Raw genomic sequence first — 20388 nt, 5'->3', positions numbered from 1 at the left:
CATGCTGCCCTGCGGTAGTTCACTCGTATGCTGCACAGATCAGTCCTTGTACGGAGCTCGCCCTCGGTAATCGTTCTCGTGGGATCCAATATCTAGGTAGGCGTTCTTGATGTCGTCGTTCCAGTTTTGGTTGTTGGAGATATCGGCAGCCCGGGGGCTGTCCTTGATGTATGTGTGGTAGGCGAGCCCCAGTTGATTTTCGCCCTTCTTGTAGAATTCGCTGCTGGTGAGTTGAGATTTCTCCGTGGGGTCTTGTTCCCTGTCGTCCACACCGTTGTCGATCTCATGGCCGATGAAGGTGTTCACCGCTTCCCCCACGGTGTCTGCGGCGATGGGAGCGATGACGACCGCTGCGGCTGTGGACCCGGGGAGAGGAATGGCGCCGACGCCGGCACCCACGGCCGTCCCGACTCCCAATTTGATCCAGTCGGCGGACCGACCCAGCGACTTGTTGGCGTCATCCGCGTCCTCGTTGTAGGTCGTCTCAGCCTGCTGGACACGGGAGTTGTCGAGGATGCCGCGCGCCTGGGCGCCTGCGGTCAGCGCATCATGCGCATGCTCGATGTTGGAATCACTGGTAGGGGGATAGGCATCGAGTTCGCTGAGTGTGTACAGGTGCTGCGCAGCGGTGACCGCTCGGTGCGATTGTTCGTCCTGACCCAGCACGCTGAGAAAATTGATGGCACCTTCTTGGGTGAAGTTCGCACGCCCGTCATATTTCGCCGGGAAGGTGTTCGCATCCTTCTCATACTCACCGACACCGGACAGGTTGTAGTCGATGTCATCGATGTAGGCACCGGCCATCTTGCCCAGACTGTCGGCCAGTTCAGGCTGACTGCGCAGCATTTTGGGGCCGTCCTGGCTGCCGTACAGATAGGCCACCTGTTCCATCACACTCGCCGTCGCGGCCGTGCGCTGTTCGCCGGCTGCCTTGATCGCTTCCGCTGTGGCGTCGTACTTGAAGCCACTGGTGGCCGCCTCTAGAGCATGACCCAGCGAGTCCCGCCCCGCGACGTAGTCGTGCTTGCCCTCAAGAGTGGTGTCAGGCACCCAGACGCGTTCTTTGGCCAGGTACTTCAGATGGTCATTGACCTCGGAGTCCTTGTTGACGGTGTCACCGGTGCCGTCCGGTTGCGCGAAGAACTGCGTCGACGCATCCGGGTTGTGACCGAGCGCCTCCAGGAAACCGGTCACCGGATCGCGGCCCCGGTCGTTCCTGTACCCCCAGTAATTGAGGTCGCCCTGGTTAGCGTTGTTGACCCAGAGGTTGATGCCCTCGCCGTTGACCTTCTTGTCGTAAGCCAGAAGCTCGTTGCCGTAGTCGTTGAGAAACTGGTCGTCGTAGTCGCCGAAACGCATGAGGTTGCTCATGACGGCGTAACCGGTCGGATTGCTGGCGTCGTCGATCCCGAGTTGGTCGGGACCGAGCTTGATCATCTGCTTCTCCCAGCTCTGCATCTTGTCGCTGTCGGAGAGCGTGGCCAGGCCGATGGTGGTCCCGAGGTTCTTCTGGAGCTGCTTGGCCTGCTTGGCGCGGTCAGGGTCGTACGTGCCCTGGTAGGGGTCGGCGATGCCGGCCCAGAAGGTGAGCACCTTCTTGGGGCCGGCCTGCGTGGCGAGCTCTTCCGCGAAGAGCGGGTCGTCCTTGTACTTGGCCAAGGTGGAGTTGAGTGACGCCAGCTCCGTGTTCGTCACGTCATGCGGGTTCTTCGCGAGAATTGCGGCCATCCGGTCGGCGTCCGCGACCGCCTTGGCGGCTTCGTCGCGGTTCTCGTAGTGGGCGCTGGAGAATCCGTACTTGGCCTGGTCGACGAAAAGTTTGAGGGCCTTTGCCGCGGTGTTGTCGCTTTCGGTCGCATTGTTGAGGATGCGCTGGACCTCGTTGCGGAGATCGTCGACGTCTTTCTGGCTGACCGCGCTTGTCTTGCCGCTGGGATCGGAGGCCCAGTCGGGACGGGGATTCCCGGTGACGGTGAACGTGCCGTGACCGGTGTCGATGACGGTGCAGTACTTGTACGGGGGGCGCTCGAGCGTGTCATTCAGTTGGTCGCGGTAGCCGATGAGTTCGCCCCGCGTGTCCTTGAGGATCTTTGTGATGGAGTCCGCCTGGGTGTGGGCGTCTGCGAACTCCTTTGCGGTCTTGTCGATGAACTCCCGGCTCACCTGCGCGTTGACGCCGGCCCAGCTCGCCTTGTCCGCAGCGGCCTTGAGGTTCTTGCGGGCGTCCTCTTCCAGGTTCGCGAGATCCTTGGTCATCTCCTCCCAGTCGGTGATGGCCTCACCGAGCTGCGAGAAGTTGCCATGCCGCAGGGCATCGAGATCCATCGCCGTCAGCTGCCCTTCCGCTCGTCGAAGCCCTTGTCCAACTGGGAGATGCTGCTGAGCGTGCCGGCGATGTAGGTGTCGTCTGCGGTGTGCTGGTTCTTGGTGTAGCGCAGGTGATTGGAGATGTGGGCGCAGGCGTCGAGCAGGGTCTGCGCCTGGTCGACCCAGTGCTCGGCGACGTGATCGAGTGCTGTCCCGAGCGCGAAACCCTCGCTCTTGAGCCCTCCGGCCGCCTTCATGGAGGAGATGCGGGCCCGGTCGTGGTACCGCTCGAAGTCGTTGAAGAGTTGGTGTGCCGCTGAACCGATCGCGGCGAGGTCCTGCTGGTGCACGTTGAGGTCACCGCGGGAGCTGCCGCCACCTCCACCATCGGGAGTGGCGAGTTGGTTGAGCTGCGTGTGTGTGTCACCGCCCTGCCGACGCGCCTGTGCGTCCGCCTTCAGCTGCTCCCACTCTTCCCATGCCATGGGTGATCATCCCCCGCGCAGTGCCCGCTCGGTCATGGGTTTCCCTCAGGACCGTTTAGCGTTCCCCAGTGGATCGTCTGATGCGGGTAGAAATATCAGGACGTGCGAACCGACGGAGCGGCGATCCCGATTGCACACACAAGGCCCTCCACTTCAGCCCTGTGCAGAACGCCAAGATGCCGCGGACCAACAAGGTCCGCGGCATCCGGTTCGGCCCGAGAGCCGTATCGCTCGAAAGGATGACTGTCCGCTAGGACTCCACGAGCCCCACCTGCACCATAGGCTTGCCCCGCTTCCGCGAAACGAAGATGCCACGCCCCGCCGGCATCGGCCGCGGCCGTACTCCGCCGAGCAGTTCGCCCTCCGCCGGGTCGCCCGCGAGGACCACGCCCTGGGCGCCGAGTTCCTTGATGCGCTGCATGAAGGACTCGTAGCCGGCGCGGCCGGCGCCCGCCGTGGAGCGCGCGATGATGAAGCGGACGCCGACATCGCGGGCGAAGGGGAGGAGTTCCGTCAGGCCGGCCAGCGGGTTGCCGCTCGACGTGGACACGAGGTCGTAGTCGTCGATGACGACGTACACCGTGGGGCCCCGCCACCAGCTGCGGTTGCGCAGCTGCTCCGGGGTCACGTCGGCGGTCGGCGTACGGCGCTGCATCAGGTCGGCCAGCGCGTCCATGTGGTGCTGCATCTGGTTCGACATGGGGATGTACTCGGCCAGGTGCGAGTCCGGGGTCACCCCGAGCAGCGAGCGCCGGTTGTCGACGACGAACAGCTTGCAGCTCTGGCCGTCGTAACGCTCGGTGAGGCGCTTGATCAGCAGCTTCAGCAGGTTCGACTTGCCGGACTCGCTCTCGCCGAACACCAGGAAGAACGGGTCCTGTTCGAAGTCCACGAACACCGGCTCGAGGTTGTCCTCGTCGAGGGCGAAGGAGATGCCCCGGTCCGGGAACCGGTCGCCCGGCGGGAGCTGGGTCGCCGGGAACTCGCGGGGCAGCAGGCGTACCTCGGGCGCGCCGGGCTCCTGCCAGTGCCGGGAGACCTCGGCCGCCAGCGCGGTCGTGGCCTCCGCCAGGTCCGTGTCGGAGGAGAGGCCGTCGATGCGCGGGACCGCCGCCATGAAGTGCTGCTTCTGCGGGGTCTGGCCGCGGCCCGGCACCCCGGTGGGCACGTTGGCCGCGATCTTGCGGTCGATGTCCGAGTCCATCGGGTCACCGAGCCGCAGCTCCAGGCGGTTCATCAGGTGGTCCTTGAGGTTCGCCCGGACCTCCATCGAACGCGACGCGGTGATGATCACGTGGATGCCGTAACCGAGACCCCGCTGGGCCATGTCCAGGACCAGCGGCTCCAACGCCTCGTAGTCCGTGCGGAAGTTGCCCCAGCCGTCGATGACGAGGAAGACGTCACCCCAGGGCTGGTCGGTCACCGAGATGTCGCCACGCGCCCGACGGGAGCGGAACTCCGCGATGGAGGAGATCCCCGCGGAGCGGAAGTACTCCTCGCGCCGGGTCATGACGCCGTACGCCTCGGCCGCCGTACGCCGGACCTTCTCCGGGTCGAGGCGTGAGGCCACGCCGCCCACATGGGGCAGGCCGGACACCGCGGCCATACCGCCACCACCGAAGTCCAGGCCGTAGAACTGCACTTCCCGAGGGGTGTGCGTGAGGGCGAACGAGGCGATGATCGAACGCAGCAGTGTCGACTTGCCGGACTGCGGGCCGCCGATGATCTGCATATGGCCGGCCGCGCCGCCGAAGTCGAGCCACAGCGGGTCGCGCCGCTGCTCATAGGGCTTGTCGATGAGGCCGACGGGGACGACGAGCCGGCCGGCGCCCTCGTAGCCCGGCTGGGTCATGCCACGGCCGGGCACCGGGGCGAGGCCCGGCAGCAGCGCGTCGAGCGACGGCGGGCTGTCCAGCGGGGGCAGCCATACCTGGTGGGCGGCCGGACCCTGTGCCTCCAGGCGGCGCACGATCACGTCGAGGACGGTGTCGGCGAGCGCGTCGTCCTGCTGCTCGGCCGCCACCTCCTTGCGCTGCCGGGGGACCGGCGCGTACTGCACCGGCACCTCGGCCGCGGTGAAGAGGACCGGCCTGCGGTCGACGGGCAGCGGGCCGCCGTACGCCGCGGCCTGCTGCGAGCTCGTGCGGTACACGCCGGAGACGTACGCCGCCTTGAACCGCGTCATTTCGTCGGTGCCGAACTTCAGGAAGCCGGAACCCGGGACGTTCGGCAGCTCGTAGGCGTCCGGCACGCCGATCGCGGCGCGGGACTCGGCCGCCGAGAACGTGCGCAGACCGATGCGGTACGACAGATAGGTCTCCAGGCCGCGCAGGCGGCCCTCCTCCAGGCGCTGCGAGGCCAGCAGCAGATGCACGCCCAGCGAACGGCCGATACGGCCGATCTGCACGAACATCTCGATGAAGTCCGGCTTGGCGGTCAGCAGCTCGCTGAACTCGTCGATCACCAGCACGAGGGACGGGATGGGCTGCAGGGGGGCGCCGGCCGCGCGGGCCTTCTCGTAGTCGTGGATGTTGGCGTAGTTGCCCGCGTCGCGCAGCATCTCCTGGCGGCGGTTCAGCTCACCGCGGATCGAGTCGCCCATGCGGTCGACGAGGGTCAGGTCGTCGGCCAGGTTGGTGATCACGGCCGCCACGTGCGGCAGTTGGGCCATGCCCGCGAACGTGGCGCCACCCTTGAAGTCGGCGAGGACGAAGTTCAGCGTCTCGGAGGAATGGGTCACCGCGAGGCCGAGGACCAGCGTGCGCAGCAGCTCCGACTTGCCGGAACCGGTGGCGCCGACGCACAGGCCGTGCGGGCCCATGCCCTCCTGCGCGGCCTCCTTGAGGTCGAGCATGACGGGCCGGCCGTCCTCACCGACACCGATCGGCACCCGCAGCCGCTCCGACTGCGAGCGCGGCCGCCAGGTCCGCTTCGGGTCGACCGAGGCCGCGTCGCCCAGGTTCAGCAGGTCGGTGAACTCCAGGTTCGCGAGCAGCGGTTCGTCGTCGTCCCCGCCCGACGCCATCCGCAGCGGCGCCAGTTGGCGGGCGAGCGCCTCGGCGGCCTCGTACGACAGGACGTCCGGGGTTCCCTCGTAGACCATGCCGTGGGCCGACTCCAGGCGCAGCTCCTTGGGCTGCACGATGACGGACAGGTCGCCGCGGCCGATGGTGAGGTCGCCCGGCACGACCTCCAGGACCGTCACCCCCTGCATGCCCTCGGGGCTGGCCAGCAGGGAGGTCGGAGGCAGGGAGACGCCGTCGAGCACGACCACCACATGCGGCTGCTCGGGGACCGGGGGGCCACCGGGGTGGAAGCGCGGGCGGCCCTGGAGACGGGAGGCGAGCCGGTCCTCCAGCTCCACCGGGTCGGTCGTGATCAGACGGATGCTGCCGGCACCGTCGGCGAGGCCCGGGGCCTGCACATGCGGCAGCCACTTGGCCCACTCCCACTCGGGCGCCGACCGGCGCTCCGCGACGACGGCGATGACCAGGTCCTCGGGGGAGTGCAGCGAGGCGAGGGAGGCGGTGACGGCACGGGCGGCGCCGCGCACGGTGCCGGGCTCGCCGCTGATCGTCACGTGGTAGAAGGCGCGCAACGAGACCGCCATCGGCAGCTCGTCGAGGGTGCTGTGCGTGGCCAGGAAGCGCTGCATGGCGCCCGCGGTGAGCGGCTCCAACTCGTCCACCGGAGCGGTCTCCGGCGGGATCAGGGGAGTGGCCAGGGACTGCGGACCGAGACCCACGCGCACCTGTCCGAAGTCCTCGTCCCCGGTACGCCGTTCCCACACCCGGCTGCCCTCGGCGACCAGCGCCCACAGTTGCTCCGGCGAAGGGTGCAGGTAGTACTGCGCGTCGCGCTGGGCCTTGGCGGTGTCCAGGGCGGTGCGCCGGGTCTGCGACAGATAACGCAGGTAGTCACGGCGCATGTCGGCCATCTGTCCCTGGTTGCCGCGCCGGTAGCGGACCAGCATCGAGATGCCCATGGCGACCGTCGAGGCCACCATCAGCAGGCCCATGATCTTCATGAAGGGCTGGGCCTGCGGGTTGAAGAAGAACACCACCGACCCGCCCATGCCGAGCATGGGCAGGAGCTGCATCCAAGCGCTCTCCTGCTGGCCGCGCGGCAGTTCCGGCGGAGCTTGCAGCAGGACCTCGTCCGTGGGCACTTCCTTCGGCAGTGCCCGCGGTGGGCGCTTGACGACGATGTGGCTCACTACGCACCAATTCCCTTGCCGGACCGAGATTTTTCGTCCGCCGCCCCGTGTCAGGCGAACGTCGATCGCGAAGCGCGATCCTACTGACAACCACTGACAACGGCTGGCGGTAGGGTGCCGGTGAGACGCGTGAGCAGTTGCGAATCGTTCCGGGAAAACTCGGGCAATCCGCAACGGTTCGAAGGAGGCGCCTCCCCGCAAACCCCGGATACGACCGCTCGGTTGACCGGTGGAGCGTGTGGCGCCGCACAACCTACACAGGATTTTTACGGGCGGAAGGTGCGCGGCGGTACCGCGGACCGCCCACCACCGACGAGGGGGAACAGCAGGTGAGCATGACGGCCTCCGCGCCGGCCGGCGCGACCGGCGGACACGGCACCGGAGCCCCTTCAGGGGCGGGCATGGGATTCGGCTTCTGCCGGGTGACCATCGTGGCGCCCGACAGCCGCATCGACGTGGCGCTGCCCGACGACGTACCGGTCGCCGACCTGTACCCGGAGGTACTGCGCCTGTCCCAGCAGAGCCCCGCCGAGGGCGCTCCGGTCGGCTATCACCTGGTACGGCGCGACGGCACCGTCCTCGACGGCGCCCGGTCCTTCACGGCGCAGCGCATCCTCGACGGCGAGTTGCTCACCCTGCGCCCGTTCGCCGAGTCGCTGCCGCCCGCCGTCCTCGACGACGTCTCCGAGGCGGTGGCTTCCGCCGTCACCCGCGACCGCACCCTGTGGAGCGGCGACCTCACCCGCGCCGCCGGTCTCGTCGCCGGCGGCATCCTGCCGGCGCTGCTGGCCTTCGTGGCCTGGAGCTCCCAGGTCCACCACGACATGCACAGCCTGCAGGGCATCATCGCGGGCGTCACCGGCATCCTGCTGGTCACCATCGCCTGCGTACGCGCGCGTGTGTACGACGACCGGGGCTCCGCGGTCGCGCTGGGACTCGGTGCCCTGCCGAACATCGGCGTGGCCGGTTCGGGACTGCTGCCGCTCGCCCATCACGAGGGCATCGGACGGCTCCAGTTCCTGCTCGCCTGCACGGCGGTCCTCGTCGCCTCCCTGGTGCTCACCCTTATCTCGCCCGGCGGTGACGGACCCTTCGTGGCGTTCCTCTTCGCCTCCGCCATCGGTCTGGTCACCACCTTCATCGCGACCCTCACCGATCTGCGGCCCATCGAGACGGCCGCCATCTGCGCCCCGCTGTCCGTCGTGGCGCTGGCCTTCCTGCCGGGTCTGTCCATGCGCTTCGCGCGGCTGCCCATCGGCTTCGAACCGCCCAACCCCTCCCGCGGCGGCTACGCCACCGGCGAGCCCGCCCCGCAGGAGCCCGTGGACGCCGAGCGGGTGGCCGCCCAGGCCCGGCGCGGCCATGAACTTCTCGTCGGGCTCGTCGGGGGCTGTGCCCTGGTCGCGGTGGGCGCGTCGATCGTCCTCGGCTTCTCCAGCAACGTCTGGGCCCAGCTCCTGGCCCTCGCGACCGGCGTGGCGATGCTGATGCGGGCTCACCTGTTCCGCTACACCGCGCAGGTCGGTGCCACCCTGGCGGCCGGCCTCGCCGCCATCGTCTTCCTCGGTCTCGGGCTCGCCCTGAACCCGCCCCGGAGCTATCTGATCGACGCCTTCCAGGGCGACACCTCGTCGCTCGACATCCGCAGCATCTGGCTCGCCGCGGCGGTCGGTGCGGCCACCGCCCTGGTCACCGCGATCGGTCTGATCACTCCGCGCCGCGGTGTCACCCCCTTCTGGGGCCGCTTCCTGGAGATCGCCGAGAGCTTCGTCCTGCTCACGCTGATCCCGCTGGCGCTGGCCGTGTTCGACGTGTACGCGCGTGCACGGGCGATGACCAGCTGAGGACCGACGCCGGGGAAGGCCACGAGAAGAGGGCGGCACACATGCGTGCCGCCCTCTTCTCATCTTCCGCTCACTGCGCCGCAAGGCCCCCGTTGCGCTCCGACGGCTCCAGATCGAACTCCCCGTCCCGCGCCCCCAGCACGAACGCACGCCACTCCGCCTCGGTGTAGCGCAGCACGGTGTCCGGGTCGAGGGAGGAGCGCATCGCCACCGCCCCGCCGGGCAGATATGCGATCTCGACCCGCTCCTCGTGCTCCTCCGTGCCGGGCGCGCAGTGCCACTCCACGCCGGAGATGTCGAGTGCGTACAGCTCGTCCCGTTCCCGCTCCTTGCGCGCCTTGACGTCTTCCTGCGATTCCGGCGCCGGCGTCCCGGCGCTCGCGCCCTGTGTCTCGGCCATGGTGAAGCGGCCCCCTTCGGCATACGGACAGCGTTGCGTCGTCACCCTACTGGGAGTCCACGCACGCGTACCGAGAAACCGGCTGGTCAACGCCTGGAGGAGGTACGGCTGCAAGCACGGGGCGGCCGCTTGTGCCCGCAGAGCGGAGGTTTCGTCACAGGCACGCAACGAGCGTGCCCATGGCATGCCATGGGCACGTAAATTCCCGGGCATGAGCATGCCCGGCACTGCCCCATGGTCCCTCCCGTCGACCGACGTCCTCGCCCTGGGGCGCGGCCGGGGCGGCGGCTACCACAGCAGCTATCACGGCAGCTACTCCAGCGGCCACCACCACTACGGGGGCCACGGATCCGGCGGCGGCTCCGTGTGGATCACGGTCATCGTCCTGGTCCTCGTGATCGTGGCCGTCCTGATCTGGAACGCCCAGCGCGACGGGTGACACGGACGGCCGAACCGTGCTGGTACCCTGAGTGACGGCCGTTTGTGTACGCACCTCCGGAGCCCTCCGAAAAGGCTCTGGTGGCCGCGCCCAGCGGATCCCCGCCTCCCGAGTAACGGAAGCTCCCCCGAGACGTAGACCGGGGGCACTCGGTGGCATTCAACAGACTATGAGGAGTACGCGTGTCGCTCGACGCCGCTACGAAGAAGCAGATCATGGCCGAGTTCGGTACCAAGGAGGGTGACACCGGCTCCCCCGAGGTCCAGGTCGCTCTGCTCTCCCGTCGGATCTCCGACCTGACGGAGCACCTCAAGACCCACAAGCACGACCACCACTCCCGCCGTGGCCTGCTGATCCTCGTCGGTCAGCGCCGCCGCCTTCTCCAGTACCTGGCGAAGAAGGACATCCAGCGCTTCCGTACGCTGGTCGACCGCCTCGGCATCCGCCGTGGTGCTGCGGGCGCCAAGTAAGACGCCGTGAAGGGAGCGGTTCCCGGAAGGACCCGGGGACCGCTCCCTTCGTCGTACGTGCGGAAACCTTCCTCGCACGTGCGGAAACGTGCGGAGTGTCACTCACGCTTTGTAGTGTGGTAGCACAACGCAATACGTACGACACAGAACGACGTACAACACAGAACGAGGAGAAGCGCACCTAGCCGCCGCCGGTCCTCGGTAGTGGCCCCCGGGGGGAAGCGAGCCCCGGGTGCTTCGATCGAAGACCGGCCCGCACCGCACGGCGCGCTTCTCCACCGCCGTCCCCCTGCCACACGGGCAGCCAAGGGACGAAAGACGATATGTAACGGAGAAAACGCTAGTGGAGAACGAGACCCACTACGCCGAGGCCGTCATCGACAATGGCGCCTTCGGCACCCGTACGATCCGCTTCGAGACGGGCCGCCTGGCCAAGCAGGCCGCCGGTTCCGCCGTGGCGTACCTGGACGACGACACCATGGTGCTGTCGGCCACCACCGCTTCCAAGAACCCCAAGGACCAGCTCGACTTCTTCCCGCTGACGGTCGACGTCGAGGAGCGCATGTACGCGGCCGGGAAGATCCCCGGTTCCTTCTTCCGCCGTGAGGGCCGCCCCTCCGAGGACGCCATCCTCACCTGCCGCCTCATCGACCGCCCGCTGCGCCCGTCCTTCAAGAAGGGCCTGCGCAACGAGATCCAGGTCGTCTGCACGGTCATGGCGCTCAACCCCGACCACCTGTACGACGTCGTGGCGATCAACGCCGCGTCCGCGTCCACGCAGCTGGCCGGTCTGCCCTTCTCCGGCCCGATCGGCGGCGTCCGCGTCGCGCTGATCCGCGGCCAGTGGGTCGCCTTCCCGACGCACACCGAGCTCGAGGACGCCGTCTTCGACATGGTGGTCGCCGGTCGCGTCCTGGAGGACGGCGACGTCGCGATCATGATGGTCGAGGCCGAGGCCACCGAGAAGACCATCAAGCTGGTCGAAGGTGGCTCCGAGGCGCCGACCGAGGAGGTCGTCGCCGCAGGTCTGGAGGCCGCCAAGCCCTTCATCAAGGTCCTGTGCCGCGCCCAGTCCGACCTCGCCGCCAAGGCCGCCAAGCCGGTCGGCGAGTTCCCGATCTTCCTGGACTACCAGGACGACGTCCTGGAGGCCCTGACCGCCGCGGTCAAGCCCGAGCTCGCCCAGGCGCTCACCATCGCCGGCAAGCAGGAGCGCGAGGCCGAGCTGGACCGCGTCAAGGGTCTCGCCGCCGAGAAGCTCCTGCCGGAGTTCGAGGGCCGCGAGAAGGAGATCTCCGCCGCGTACCGCTCGCTCACCAAGCAGCTGGTCCGCGAGCGCGTGATCAAGGAGAAGAAGCGCATCGACGGCCGCGGCGTGACGGACATCCGTACGCTCGCCGCCGAGGTCGAGGCGATTCCGCGGGTGCACGGTTCCGCGCTGTTCGAGCGTGGCGAGACCCAGATCCTGGGCGTCACCACCCTCAACATGCTCCGCATGGAGCAGCAGCTGGACACCCTCTCCCCGGTGACCCGCAAGCGCTACATGCACAACTACAACTTCCCGCCGTACTCCACCGGTGAGACCGGCCGCGTCGGCTCCCCGAAGCGCCGCGAGATCGGCCACGGCGCCCTCGCCGAGCGCGCGCTCGTGCCGGTGCTGCCGACGCGCGAGGAGTTCCCGTACGCGATCCGCCAGGTGTCCGAGGCCCTCGGCTCCAACGGCTCGACGTCCATGGGTTCGGTCTGCGCCTCCACCATGTCGCTGCTCAACGCCGGTGTGCCGCTGAAGGCCCCGGTCGCCGGTATCGCCATGGGTCTGATCTCCCAGGAGATCGACGGCGAGACGCACTACGTCACCCTCACCGACATCCTCGGTGCCGAGGACGCCTTCGGTGACATGGACTTCAAGGTCGCCGGCACCAAGGAGTTCGTGACCGCCCTCCAGCTCGACACCAAGCTGGACGGCATCCCCGCCTCCGTCCTCGCCGCGGCCCTCAAGCAGGCCCGCGACGCCCGCCTGCACATCCTCGACGTGATGATGGAGGCCATCGACCGGCCCGACGAGATGAGCCCGCACGCACCGCGGATCATCACCGTCAAGATCCCGGTCGACAAGATCGGCGAGGTCATCGGCCCCAAGGGCAAGATGATCAACCAGATCCAGGAGGACACGGGCGCCGAGATCACCATCGAGGACGACGGCACGATCTACATCGGTGCCGCCGACGGCCCCTCCGCCGAGGCCGCCCGCGCCACGATCAACGGCATCGCCAACCCGACGATGCCCGAGGTCGGCGAGCGCTACCTCGGTACGGTCGTGAAGACGACCACCTTCGGTGCGTTCGTCTCCCTGCTGCCCGGCAAGGACGGTCTGCTGCACATCTCGCAGATCCGCAAGCTCGCCGGCGGCAAGCGCGTGGAGAACGTCGAGGACGTCCTCGGCGTGGGCCAGAAGGTCCAGGTCGAGATCGCCGAGATCGACTCCCGCGGCAAGCTCTCCCTCGTTCCGGTGATCGAGGGCGAGGCTGAGTCCAACAGCGGCTCCGCCGCGGGCAACGACGAGAACAAGGACGACGCCGAGCAGTGACGTCCCGTAGCTCCCAGGTGACGGCCCGCCCCTCTTCGGAGGCGCGGGCCGTCGCCCGTACCCAAACCCTCATCAAGGGCGTGAACGGTATCGGCACGGTCCGCAAGACCACCCTCCCCGGCGGCCTGCGCATCGTCACCGAGACCCTGCCCTCGGTCCGCTCCGCGACCTTCGGCATCTGGGCGCACGTCGGCTCCCGCGACGAGACCCCGGCCCTGAACGGCGCCACGCACTACCTGGAGCACCTGCTCTTCAAGGGCACACAGAAGCGCAGCGCGCTGGACATCTCCTCCGCCATCGACGCCGTCGGCGGCGAGATGAACGCGTTCACGGCCAAGGAGTACACGTGCTACTACGCGCGCGTGCTCGACAACGACCTGCCGCTCGCCATCGACGTGGTCTGCGACATGCTGACCGGCTCGCTGATCCTCGAGGAGGACGTCGACGTCGAGCGCGGCGCGATCCTCGAAGAGATCGCCATGACCGAGGACGACCCGGGCGACTGTGTGCACGACCTGTTCGCGCACACCATGTTCGGCAACAACGCCCTCGGCCGTCCCGTCCTCGGCACGGTCGACACGGTCAACGCCCTCACCGCCGACCGCATCCGCCGCTTCTACCGGAAGCACTACGACCCCACCCACCTGGTGGTCGCCTGCGCCGGCAACATCGACCACAACAAGGTCGTACGACAGGTCCGCGCGGCCTTCGAGAAGGCGGGCGCGTTCAACGGCCTCGAAGCGCAGCCCATCGGCCCGCGCGACGGCAGCCGCACGATCCGCACCTCCGGCAAGGTAGAGCTGCTCGGCCGCAGGACCGAGCAGGCACACGTCGTCCTCGGCATGCCGGGCCTCGCCCGCACCGACGACCGCCGCTGGGCCATGGGCGTGCTCAACACCGCCCTCGGCGGCGGCATGTCATCCCGCCTCTTCCAGGAGGTCCGGGAGAAGCGCGGCCTCGCCTACAGCGTGTACTCGTACACCTCAGGCTTCGCCGACTGCGGTCTGTTCGGCGTGTACGCGGGCTGCCGGCCGAGCCAGGTGCACGACGTGCTGAAGCTCTGCCGCGACGAACTCGACCACGTCGCCGTCAACGGCCTCACCGACGACGAGATCGCCCGCGCCATCGGCCAGCTCCAGGGCTCCACCGTCCTCGGCCTGGAGGACACCGGCGCGCTGATGAACCGCATCGGCAAGAGCGAGCTGTGCTGGGGCGAGCAGATGTCCGTCGACGACATGCTGGACCGGATAGCCGCGGTCACCCCGGACGAGGTCCGCTCGGTCGCCCGCGACATCCTGGGACAACGCCCGTCGCTGTCGGTCATCGGCCCGCTCAAGGACAAGCAGGCCGCGCGGCTGCACGACGCCGTCGCCTGAACACCTCCCGGTCACTCCCTAAGGAAGCAAGAGATGAGCAAGCTGCGCGTGGCGGTCCTCGGTGCCAGGGGCCGGATCGGGTCCGAGGCGGTCAAGGCGGTCGAGGCCGCCGAGGACATGGAGCTGGTCGCAACCCTCGGCCGGGGCGACAAGCTCCAGACCCTGGCGGAGACCGGCGCCCAGGTCGCCGTGGAGCTGACCACCCCCGACTCCGTCATGGACAACCTCGACTTCTGCGTGCACCACGGCATCCACGCGGTCGTCGGCACGACCGGCTGGACCGAGGAGCGCCTCGCACAGCTGAAGGGCTGGCTGGCCGAGTCCCCCGAGACCGGTGTGCTCATCGCGCCGAACTTCTCCATCGGCGCCGTCCTGACGATGAAGTTCGCGCAGATCGCCGCGCCGTACTTCGAGTCGGTCGAGGTCATCGAGCTGCACCACCCGAAGAAGGTGGACGCGCCGAGCGGTACGGCCACGCGCACGGCCCAGCTCATCGCCGAGGCCCGCCGGGCCGCCGGTACGGCCCCGGCGCCGGACGCCACGGTGACGGCCCTGGACGGCGCGCGCGGCGCGAGCGTCGACGGGATCCCGGTCCACGCCGTACGCCTGCGCGGCCTGCTGGCCCACCAGGAGGTGCTGCTCGGCGGCGAGGGCGAGACCCTCACCATCCGCCACGACTCCCTGCACCACAGCAGCTTCATGCCGGGCATCCTGCTCGGCGCCCGCCGCGTGGTGACCACTCCGGGCCTGACCTTCGGCCTGGAACATTTCCTGGACCTGAGCTGAGACAGACTCCCCGATGCGCGCGAAGATCACTTACCTCGTCACGGCCGCCGTCCTGGTCTTCTACTTCGTCCTGGTCGGCAGCCGCGGCGTGCTGCTCATCCAGTCCGGCACGGTCCTGACCGTCACCTTCGGGGTGGCGGTGCTGATCCTGCCGGTCATCGGGCTGTGGTTCCTGTGGAAGAACACCCAGTTCGTCCGCAGGGCCAACGCCCTCGCCGCCGAACTCGACGCCGAGGGCGGCCTGCCGGTCGACGAGCTGAAGCGCCTGCCCAGCGGCCGGATCGACCGCGACTCGGCCGACGAGGTCTTCGCCAAGCGCAAGGCCGAGACCGAGGCGTCCCCCGACGACTGGCGCTGCTGGTTCCGCCTCGCCGTCGCCTACCACGACGCCCGCGACACCCCACGGGCCCGCAAGGCGATGCAAAGGGCCATCGCCCTGCACGACGGAAAGCCGGTCCAGGCCTAGCTTTCGTGGTGCCGCCGCTGCGGGGCAGTCGTGCCGCTAGGGGCGGCACGGGTGGGCGCAGCGGCACCTCACAGCGAGCAGCGCCCGCCTCCATCCCGGGCCGGCGCCTGCACAGGGCACCGTCGGTCAGCCGCGCCCGCCGCCGTACTCCGCCGCCCAAGCCTCCACCGTGTCCGCCGCCCGGTCGAACGCGGCCGGGCGGCCCAGGAAGTCCAGCGTGTGAGTCGTCAGCAACTCAGGCGTGTCCTCGGCCGCCCGGTCCTTGCGCACGAGCATCAGCGCCTGCCCCTGCACCGTCCGCGGCAGCCCCAGCCAGCGCACCGGCTGCTGCACCGTCCGCACCGAGAGCACCCGCGCCCACGGCGCCGTACGCGTCACCAGGAAGCCGACGTGGCGCAGCCCGCGCCCGCTCACCCACACGCCCATGCGCAGCAGCCGCAGCGCGCCGGCTATGAGCAGGAGCGCCGCTGTCAGCACCGCCCCGGCGGAGGACACCGACCGGGTCAGGGCGATGGCCACGGCGGCGAACAGCACGAAGGAGGCGAGCAGCAGCACCAGCGCCGCCACACCCACACGCCACGGACCGGGACGGTAGGGGCGCCGCCAGCGCTCCCGGTCGTCGAACGGCAGCGCGCTCTCGGAAGCGGCCTCGAAGGTGCGGTCGGCCGTCAGAAAGGACAGGGGCACGGCTGGTCCTCACTCGATGCGTGCGTGGCTGTGCCGGTGAGGCTATCCGCCGCTGTTCTGGCTCACCACCCTCGGGTGGCCGGAAGAGTCAGTGCCCCTGAGAGGCCTGGGACTGCTGCGTCGGCGTACTGGACGGGGTGGACATCGCCGGCATGCCGAGGATCAGGGCTCCCACCAGCCCGGCGACGAGGGTGAGCCCCAGCAGCCAGCGCCCGGCCGTCTCCCCGAAGGAAGCGCGCGGACGGGGCGGGGGAGTGACATTGCTGCGGAACCTGTCCGCCTCGGCCAGGAAGACGAAGGGTACGGGCTCGCGCCGACCGAACATCGCGGGAACGTCTCCTTTCGGGGTCGAACGTGCAGGCCTCACCCATACAGACGCTCGAGTGACACAAAAGGTGCCCATGTCGGAAAAAATCCATGGTGGGATTTTTGAGGCCAGATACTGTCGAGGTGCTGCCGTGGCCCGGGCGGGTGCCCCGTAAGGTGGGCGCGAACCACAGCTGTGATGGGAAGGACCCCAACCCCCGTGACCACCCCCGAGTCGCTCACGTTCCGCAGTGACGTCACCGTCGAGCTGGTGAAGTCCAGTGCTTCGGACGCCGACGTCCTCTTCGCCGCGCGGGTCTCGACCGCCGGCGAGCAGTCCCTGGACGAGCTGAAGAAGGACCCCGAGCGCTCCAAGGGGCTGATCAACTTCCTGATGCGCGACCGGCACGGCAGCCCGTTCGAGCACAACTCGATGACGTTCTTCATCAGCGCCCCGATCTTCGTGTTCCGCGAGTTCATGCGGCACCGGGTCGGCTGGTCGTACAACGAGGAGTCCGGCCGCTACCGGGAGCTCCAGCCCGTCTTCTACGTCCCCGGCGCCGACCGCAAGCTCGTGCAGGAGGGCCGCCCCGGCAAGTACGTCTTCGCCGAGGGCACCCCGGCCCAGCACGAGGCGGTCACCGGCACCCTGCGGGAGTCGTACGAGCAGGCGTACGGGGCCTACCAGAAGATGCTCGCCGAGGGCGTCGCCCGCGAGGTCGCCCGTGCGGCCCTCCCGGTCGGCCTCTACTCCTCGATGTACGCCACCTGCAACGCCCGCTCCCTGATGCACTTCCTCGGTCTGCGCACCCAGCACGAGCTGGCCAAGGTGCCCTCCTTCCCGCAGCGGGAGATCGAGATGGTCGGCGAGAAGATGGAGGCGGAGTGGGCGAAGCTCATGCCGCTGACGTACGCCGCCTTCAACGCGAACGGACGGGTGGCCCCGTAGCGAAGCCCTGTTCCCCCCGCGCGGAACGGATGTACGGATCAGCCTCGCGAAGTGTCCGTATTGCGGCATTTAGAGAAGTTCATCTAGCCTGATCAAACGGACCCGGCACTGCTTGAACCCCCGAGCAGGCAGTGCCGGGCTCCGCATTTGTCCTGACTTTCCCGACCCCCCGAGGGCAGACCGCACAGGGAGCACCGAGTAGCGTGTTACCCATGGCTCCGACCTCGACTCCGCAGACCCCCTTCGGGCGGGTCCTCACCGCCATGGTCACGCCCTTCACGGCGGACGGCGCACTCGACCTCGACGGCGCGCAGCGGCTCGCCGCCCACCTGGTGGACGCAGGCAACGACGGCCTGATCATCAACGGCACCACCGGCGAGTCCCCCACCACCAGCGATGCGGAGAAATCGGACCTCGTACGAGCCGTCCTGGAGGCCGTCGGAGACCGCGCCCACGTCGTCGCCGGCGTCGGCACCAACGACACCCACCACAGCATCGAGCTGGCCCGCCAGGCCGAGCGCGACGGCGCCCACGGCCTGCTGGTCGTCACGCCGTACTACAACAAGCCCCCGCAGGAGGGCCTGTACCGGCACTTCTCAGCCGTCGCCGACGCCACCGGCCTGCCGGTCATGCTCTACGACATCCCCGGCCGCAGCGGCGTCCCGATCAACACCGAGACCCTCGTCCGGCTCGCCGAGCACCCCCGGATCGTCGCCAACAAGGACGCCAAGGGTGACCTCGGCCGCGCCAGCTGGGCCATCGCACAGTCGGGCCTCGCCTGGTACTCCGGCGACGACATGCTGAACCTCCCGCTGCTCTCCGTGGGCGCGGTCGGCTTCGTCTCGGTCGTCGGCCACGTCGTCACCCCCGACCTGCGCGCCCTCGTCGATGCGTACATCTCCGGCGACGTCGTCAAGGCCACCGAGATCCACCAGAAGCTGCTCCCGGTCTACACCGGCATGTTCCGCACCCAGGGCGTCATGACCACCAAGGCCGCGCTCGCCCTCCAGGGACTGCCCGCGGGCCCGCTGCGCTCGCCCATGGTCGAGTGCTCGCCCGAGGAGATCGCCCAGCTCAAGATCGATCTTGCCGCCGGCGGGGTACAGCTCTGACAACAGACTTGGCACCACACAGGCTTCACAACTGAAGATCAACAGAAGAGACGGGCCACCGGTGCCCGCAACCCCACAACAACAACTGCTTCTGCACGAACGTCTCACGCGCCACGTGCCCGACCGGTACGTGGCGCGTGTGGTGAGGAGAGTCTTTTGAGTCATCCGCATCCCGAACTCGGCCCGCCCCCGCCCCTCCCCGAGGGCGGCCTGCGCGTCACCCCGCTCGGCGGTCTCGGCGAGATCGGCCGAAACATGACGGTCTTCGAGTACGGCGGCCGCCTCCTGATCGTCGACTGCGGAGTGCTCTTCCCCGAGGAGGAGCAGCCCGGAATCGACCTGATCCTGCCGGACTTCTCGTCCATCCGGGACCGCCTCGACGACATCGAGGGCATCGTCCTCACGCATGGCCACGAGGACCACATCGGCGGCGTCCCGTTCCTGCTCCGCGAGAAGCCGGACATCCCGCTGATCGGCTCCAAGCTGACCCTCGCCCTGATCGAGGCCAAGCTCCAGGAACACCGGATCCGCCCGTACACCCTCGAGGTGGCCGAGGGGAACCGTGAACGCATCGGCCCCTTCGACTGCGAGTTCGTCGCCGTCAACCACTCGATCCCGGACGCACTGGCCGTCGCCATCCGCACGCCCGCCGGCATGGCGGTGCACACCGGCGACTTCAAGATGGACCAGCTCCCGCTGGACAACCGCCTCACCGACCTGCACGCCTTCGCCCGGCTGAGCGAGGAGGGCATCGACCTCCTGCTCACCGACTCCACGAACGCCGAGGTCCCGGGCTTCACTCCGCACGAGCGCGACATCTCCAACGTGCTGCGCCAGGTCTTCGCCGGTGCCCGCAAGCGGATCATCGTGGCGAGCTTCGCCAGCCACGTCCACCGCATCCAGCAGATCCTGGACGCGGCCCACGAGTACGGTCGCCGGGTCGCCTTCGTCGGCCGCTCCATGGTCCGCAACATGGGCATCGCCCGTGACCTCGGCTATCTGAAGGTCCCGCCTGGCCTGGTGGTCGACGTCAAGACGTTGGACGACCTTCCCGACCACGAGGTGGTCCTGGTCTGCACGGGCTCCCAGGGCGAGCCGATGGCGGCGCTGTCGAGGATGGCGAACAGGGATCACCAGATCCGGATCGTCGAGGGCGACACGGTCATCCTGGCGTCCTCGCTCATCCCCGGGAACGAGAACGCGGTCTACCGGGTGATCAACGGCCTGACCCGCTGGGGCGCCGACGTCGTCCACAAGGGCAACGCCAAGGTGCACGTTTCCGGCCACGCCTCCGCGGGCGAGCTGCTGTACTTCTACAACATCTGCCGCCCGAAGAACCTCATGCCGGTCCACGGCGAGTGGCGGCACTTGCGCGCCAACGCCGAGCTGGGAGCACTCACCGGGGTCCCGCACGACCGGATCGTCATCGCCGAGGACGGCGTCGTGGTCGACATGGTCGAGGGCAAGGCCAAGATCTCCGGCAAGGTCCAGGCCGGTTACGTGTACGTCGACGGCCTCTCCGTCGGCGATGTCGGCGAGCCGGCCCTCAAGGACCGCAAGATCCTCGGCGACGAGGGCATCATCTCGGTCTTCGTGGTGGTGGACTCGTCCACCGGCAAGATCACCGGTGGCCCGCACGTCCAGGCGCGTGGCTCCGGCATCGAGGACTCGGCCTTCGCCGACGTCCTTCCGAAGATCACGGAAGCGCTGGAGCGCTCCGCCCAGGACGGTGTCGTGGAGCCGCACCAGCTCCAGCAACTCGTTCGGCGCACTCTCGGCAAGTGGGTCTCGGACACGTATCGCCGCAGGCCGATGATCCTCCCTGTGGTCGTGGAGGTCTGACGGCTCGTCGGAGCATCACCCGAGCGGGGGGGGGGGGGGGGGGGGGGGGGGGGGGGAGGAAGGGGGGGGGGGGGGGGGGGGGGGGGGGGGGGGGGGGGGGGGGGGGGGGGGAGGAG

At 68.7% G+C, this 20388-nt stretch carries 16 protein-coding genes; 10 read left to right on the top strand and 6 right to left on the bottom strand.

Annotation, left to right across the window (positions count from 1 at the left end):
- Positions 1–39: 39 nt before the first annotated feature.
- The 3 genes from ACZ418_RS24700 to eccCa form a co-directional block, all read right to left on the bottom strand.
- Positions 40–2325: a hypothetical protein gene (locus ACZ418_RS24700; RefSeq protein WP_468366621.1), complete on the bottom strand. Its 2286-nt coding sequence runs from the start codon at positions 2323–2325 to the stop codon at positions 40–42.
- 5 nt (positions 2326–2330) lie between these two features.
- Positions 2331–2792 (bottom strand): hypothetical protein, encoded by a 462-nt coding sequence (locus ACZ418_RS24695; protein WP_468366619.1) that lies wholly within the window; start codon positions 2790–2792, stop codon positions 2331–2333.
- Positions 2793–3042: 250 nt separating this feature from the next.
- Positions 3043–7008 (bottom strand): type VII secretion protein EccCa, encoded by a 3966-nt coding sequence (gene eccCa / locus ACZ418_RS24690; protein WP_468366616.1) that lies wholly within the window; start codon positions 7006–7008, stop codon positions 3043–3045.
- Positions 7009–7343: 335 nt separating this feature from the next.
- Here eccCa and eccD point away from each other — a divergent pair, with 335 nt between their 5' ends.
- Positions 7344–8852, top strand: a complete 1509-nt coding sequence (gene eccD, locus ACZ418_RS24685; protein ID WP_468367390.1) for a type VII secretion integral membrane protein EccD — start codon at positions 7344–7346, stop codon at positions 8850–8852.
- 70 nt (positions 8853–8922) lie between these two features.
- On the opposite strand, the gene ACZ418_RS24680 is transcribed toward eccD, so the two are convergent.
- Positions 8923–9252: a DUF397 domain-containing protein gene (locus ACZ418_RS24680; RefSeq protein ID WP_468366614.1), complete on the bottom strand. Its 330-nt coding sequence runs from the start codon at positions 9250–9252 to the stop codon at positions 8923–8925.
- A gap of 211 nt (positions 9253–9463) precedes the next feature.
- Here ACZ418_RS24680 and ACZ418_RS24675 point away from each other — a divergent pair, with 211 nt between their 5' ends.
- From ACZ418_RS24675 to ACZ418_RS24650, 6 genes are all read left to right on the top strand, one after another.
- Positions 9464–9691, top strand: a complete 228-nt coding sequence (locus ACZ418_RS24675) for a hypothetical protein (protein WP_468366611.1) — start codon at positions 9464–9466, stop codon at positions 9689–9691.
- Positions 9692–9873: 182 nt separating this feature from the next.
- Positions 9874–10161: a 30S ribosomal protein S15 gene (gene rpsO / locus ACZ418_RS24670; RefSeq protein ID WP_031118350.1), complete on the top strand. Its 288-nt coding sequence runs from the start codon at positions 9874–9876 to the stop codon at positions 10159–10161.
- A gap of 343 nt (positions 10162–10504) precedes the next feature.
- Positions 10505–12748, top strand: a complete 2244-nt coding sequence (locus ACZ418_RS24665) for a polyribonucleotide nucleotidyltransferase (RefSeq protein ID WP_468366608.1) — start codon at positions 10505–10507, stop codon at positions 12746–12748.
- A complete protein-coding gene (locus ACZ418_RS24660; RefSeq protein ID WP_468366606.1) occupies positions 12745–14124 on the top strand; it encodes a M16 family metallopeptidase in 1380 nt (459 codons plus the stop codon). The genes ACZ418_RS24665 and ACZ418_RS24660 overlap by 4 nt, the downstream gene beginning before the upstream one ends.
- Positions 14125–14157: 33 nt before the next feature.
- Positions 14158–14910, top strand: coding sequence for a 4-hydroxy-tetrahydrodipicolinate reductase (gene dapB / locus ACZ418_RS24655; protein WP_468366604.1), 753 nt, complete (start codon positions 14158–14160; stop codon positions 14908–14910).
- Between the two features lie 13 nt (positions 14911–14923).
- Positions 14924–15376 (top strand): hypothetical protein, encoded by a 453-nt coding sequence (locus ACZ418_RS24650; RefSeq protein ID WP_468366601.1) that lies wholly within the window; start codon positions 14924–14926, stop codon positions 15374–15376.
- A gap of 126 nt (positions 15377–15502) precedes the next feature.
- Here the strand turns inward: ACZ418_RS24650 and ACZ418_RS24645 are convergent, their stop codons facing one another.
- A complete protein-coding gene (locus ACZ418_RS24645) occupies positions 15503–16063 on the bottom strand; it encodes a hypothetical protein (RefSeq protein WP_468366599.1) in 561 nt (186 codons plus the stop codon).
- Positions 16064–16151: 88 nt separating this feature from the next.
- Positions 16152–16388 (bottom strand): hypothetical protein, encoded by a 237-nt coding sequence (locus ACZ418_RS24640; protein ID WP_468366597.1) that lies wholly within the window; start codon positions 16386–16388, stop codon positions 16152–16154.
- Positions 16389–16568: 180 nt separating this feature from the next.
- Between ACZ418_RS24640 and thyX the strand changes: the two genes are divergently transcribed.
- From thyX to ACZ418_RS24625, 3 genes are all read left to right on the top strand, one after another.
- The gene (thyX, locus tag ACZ418_RS24635; RefSeq protein ID WP_468366594.1) at positions 16569–17318 is read left to right on the top strand and encodes an FAD-dependent thymidylate synthase; all 750 of its coding nucleotides are present in this window, start codon (positions 16569–16571) and stop codon (positions 17316–17318) included.
- Between the two features lie 212 nt (positions 17319–17530).
- Positions 17531–18430: a 4-hydroxy-tetrahydrodipicolinate synthase gene (dapA, locus tag ACZ418_RS24630; RefSeq protein WP_468366592.1), complete on the top strand. Its 900-nt coding sequence runs from the start codon at positions 17531–17533 to the stop codon at positions 18428–18430.
- A 156-nt stretch (positions 18431–18586) separates the two neighbouring features.
- Positions 18587–20272, top strand: a complete 1686-nt coding sequence (locus ACZ418_RS24625; RefSeq protein WP_468366590.1) for a ribonuclease J — start codon at positions 18587–18589, stop codon at positions 20270–20272.
- Positions 20273–20388: the final 116 nt, after the last annotated feature.

Source organism: Streptomyces sp. NPDC030820, from assembly GCF_055572075.1.
The sequence above is the reverse complement of the archived record's forward strand: the minus strand, read 5'-3'. Positions and strand labels throughout refer to the sequence as shown.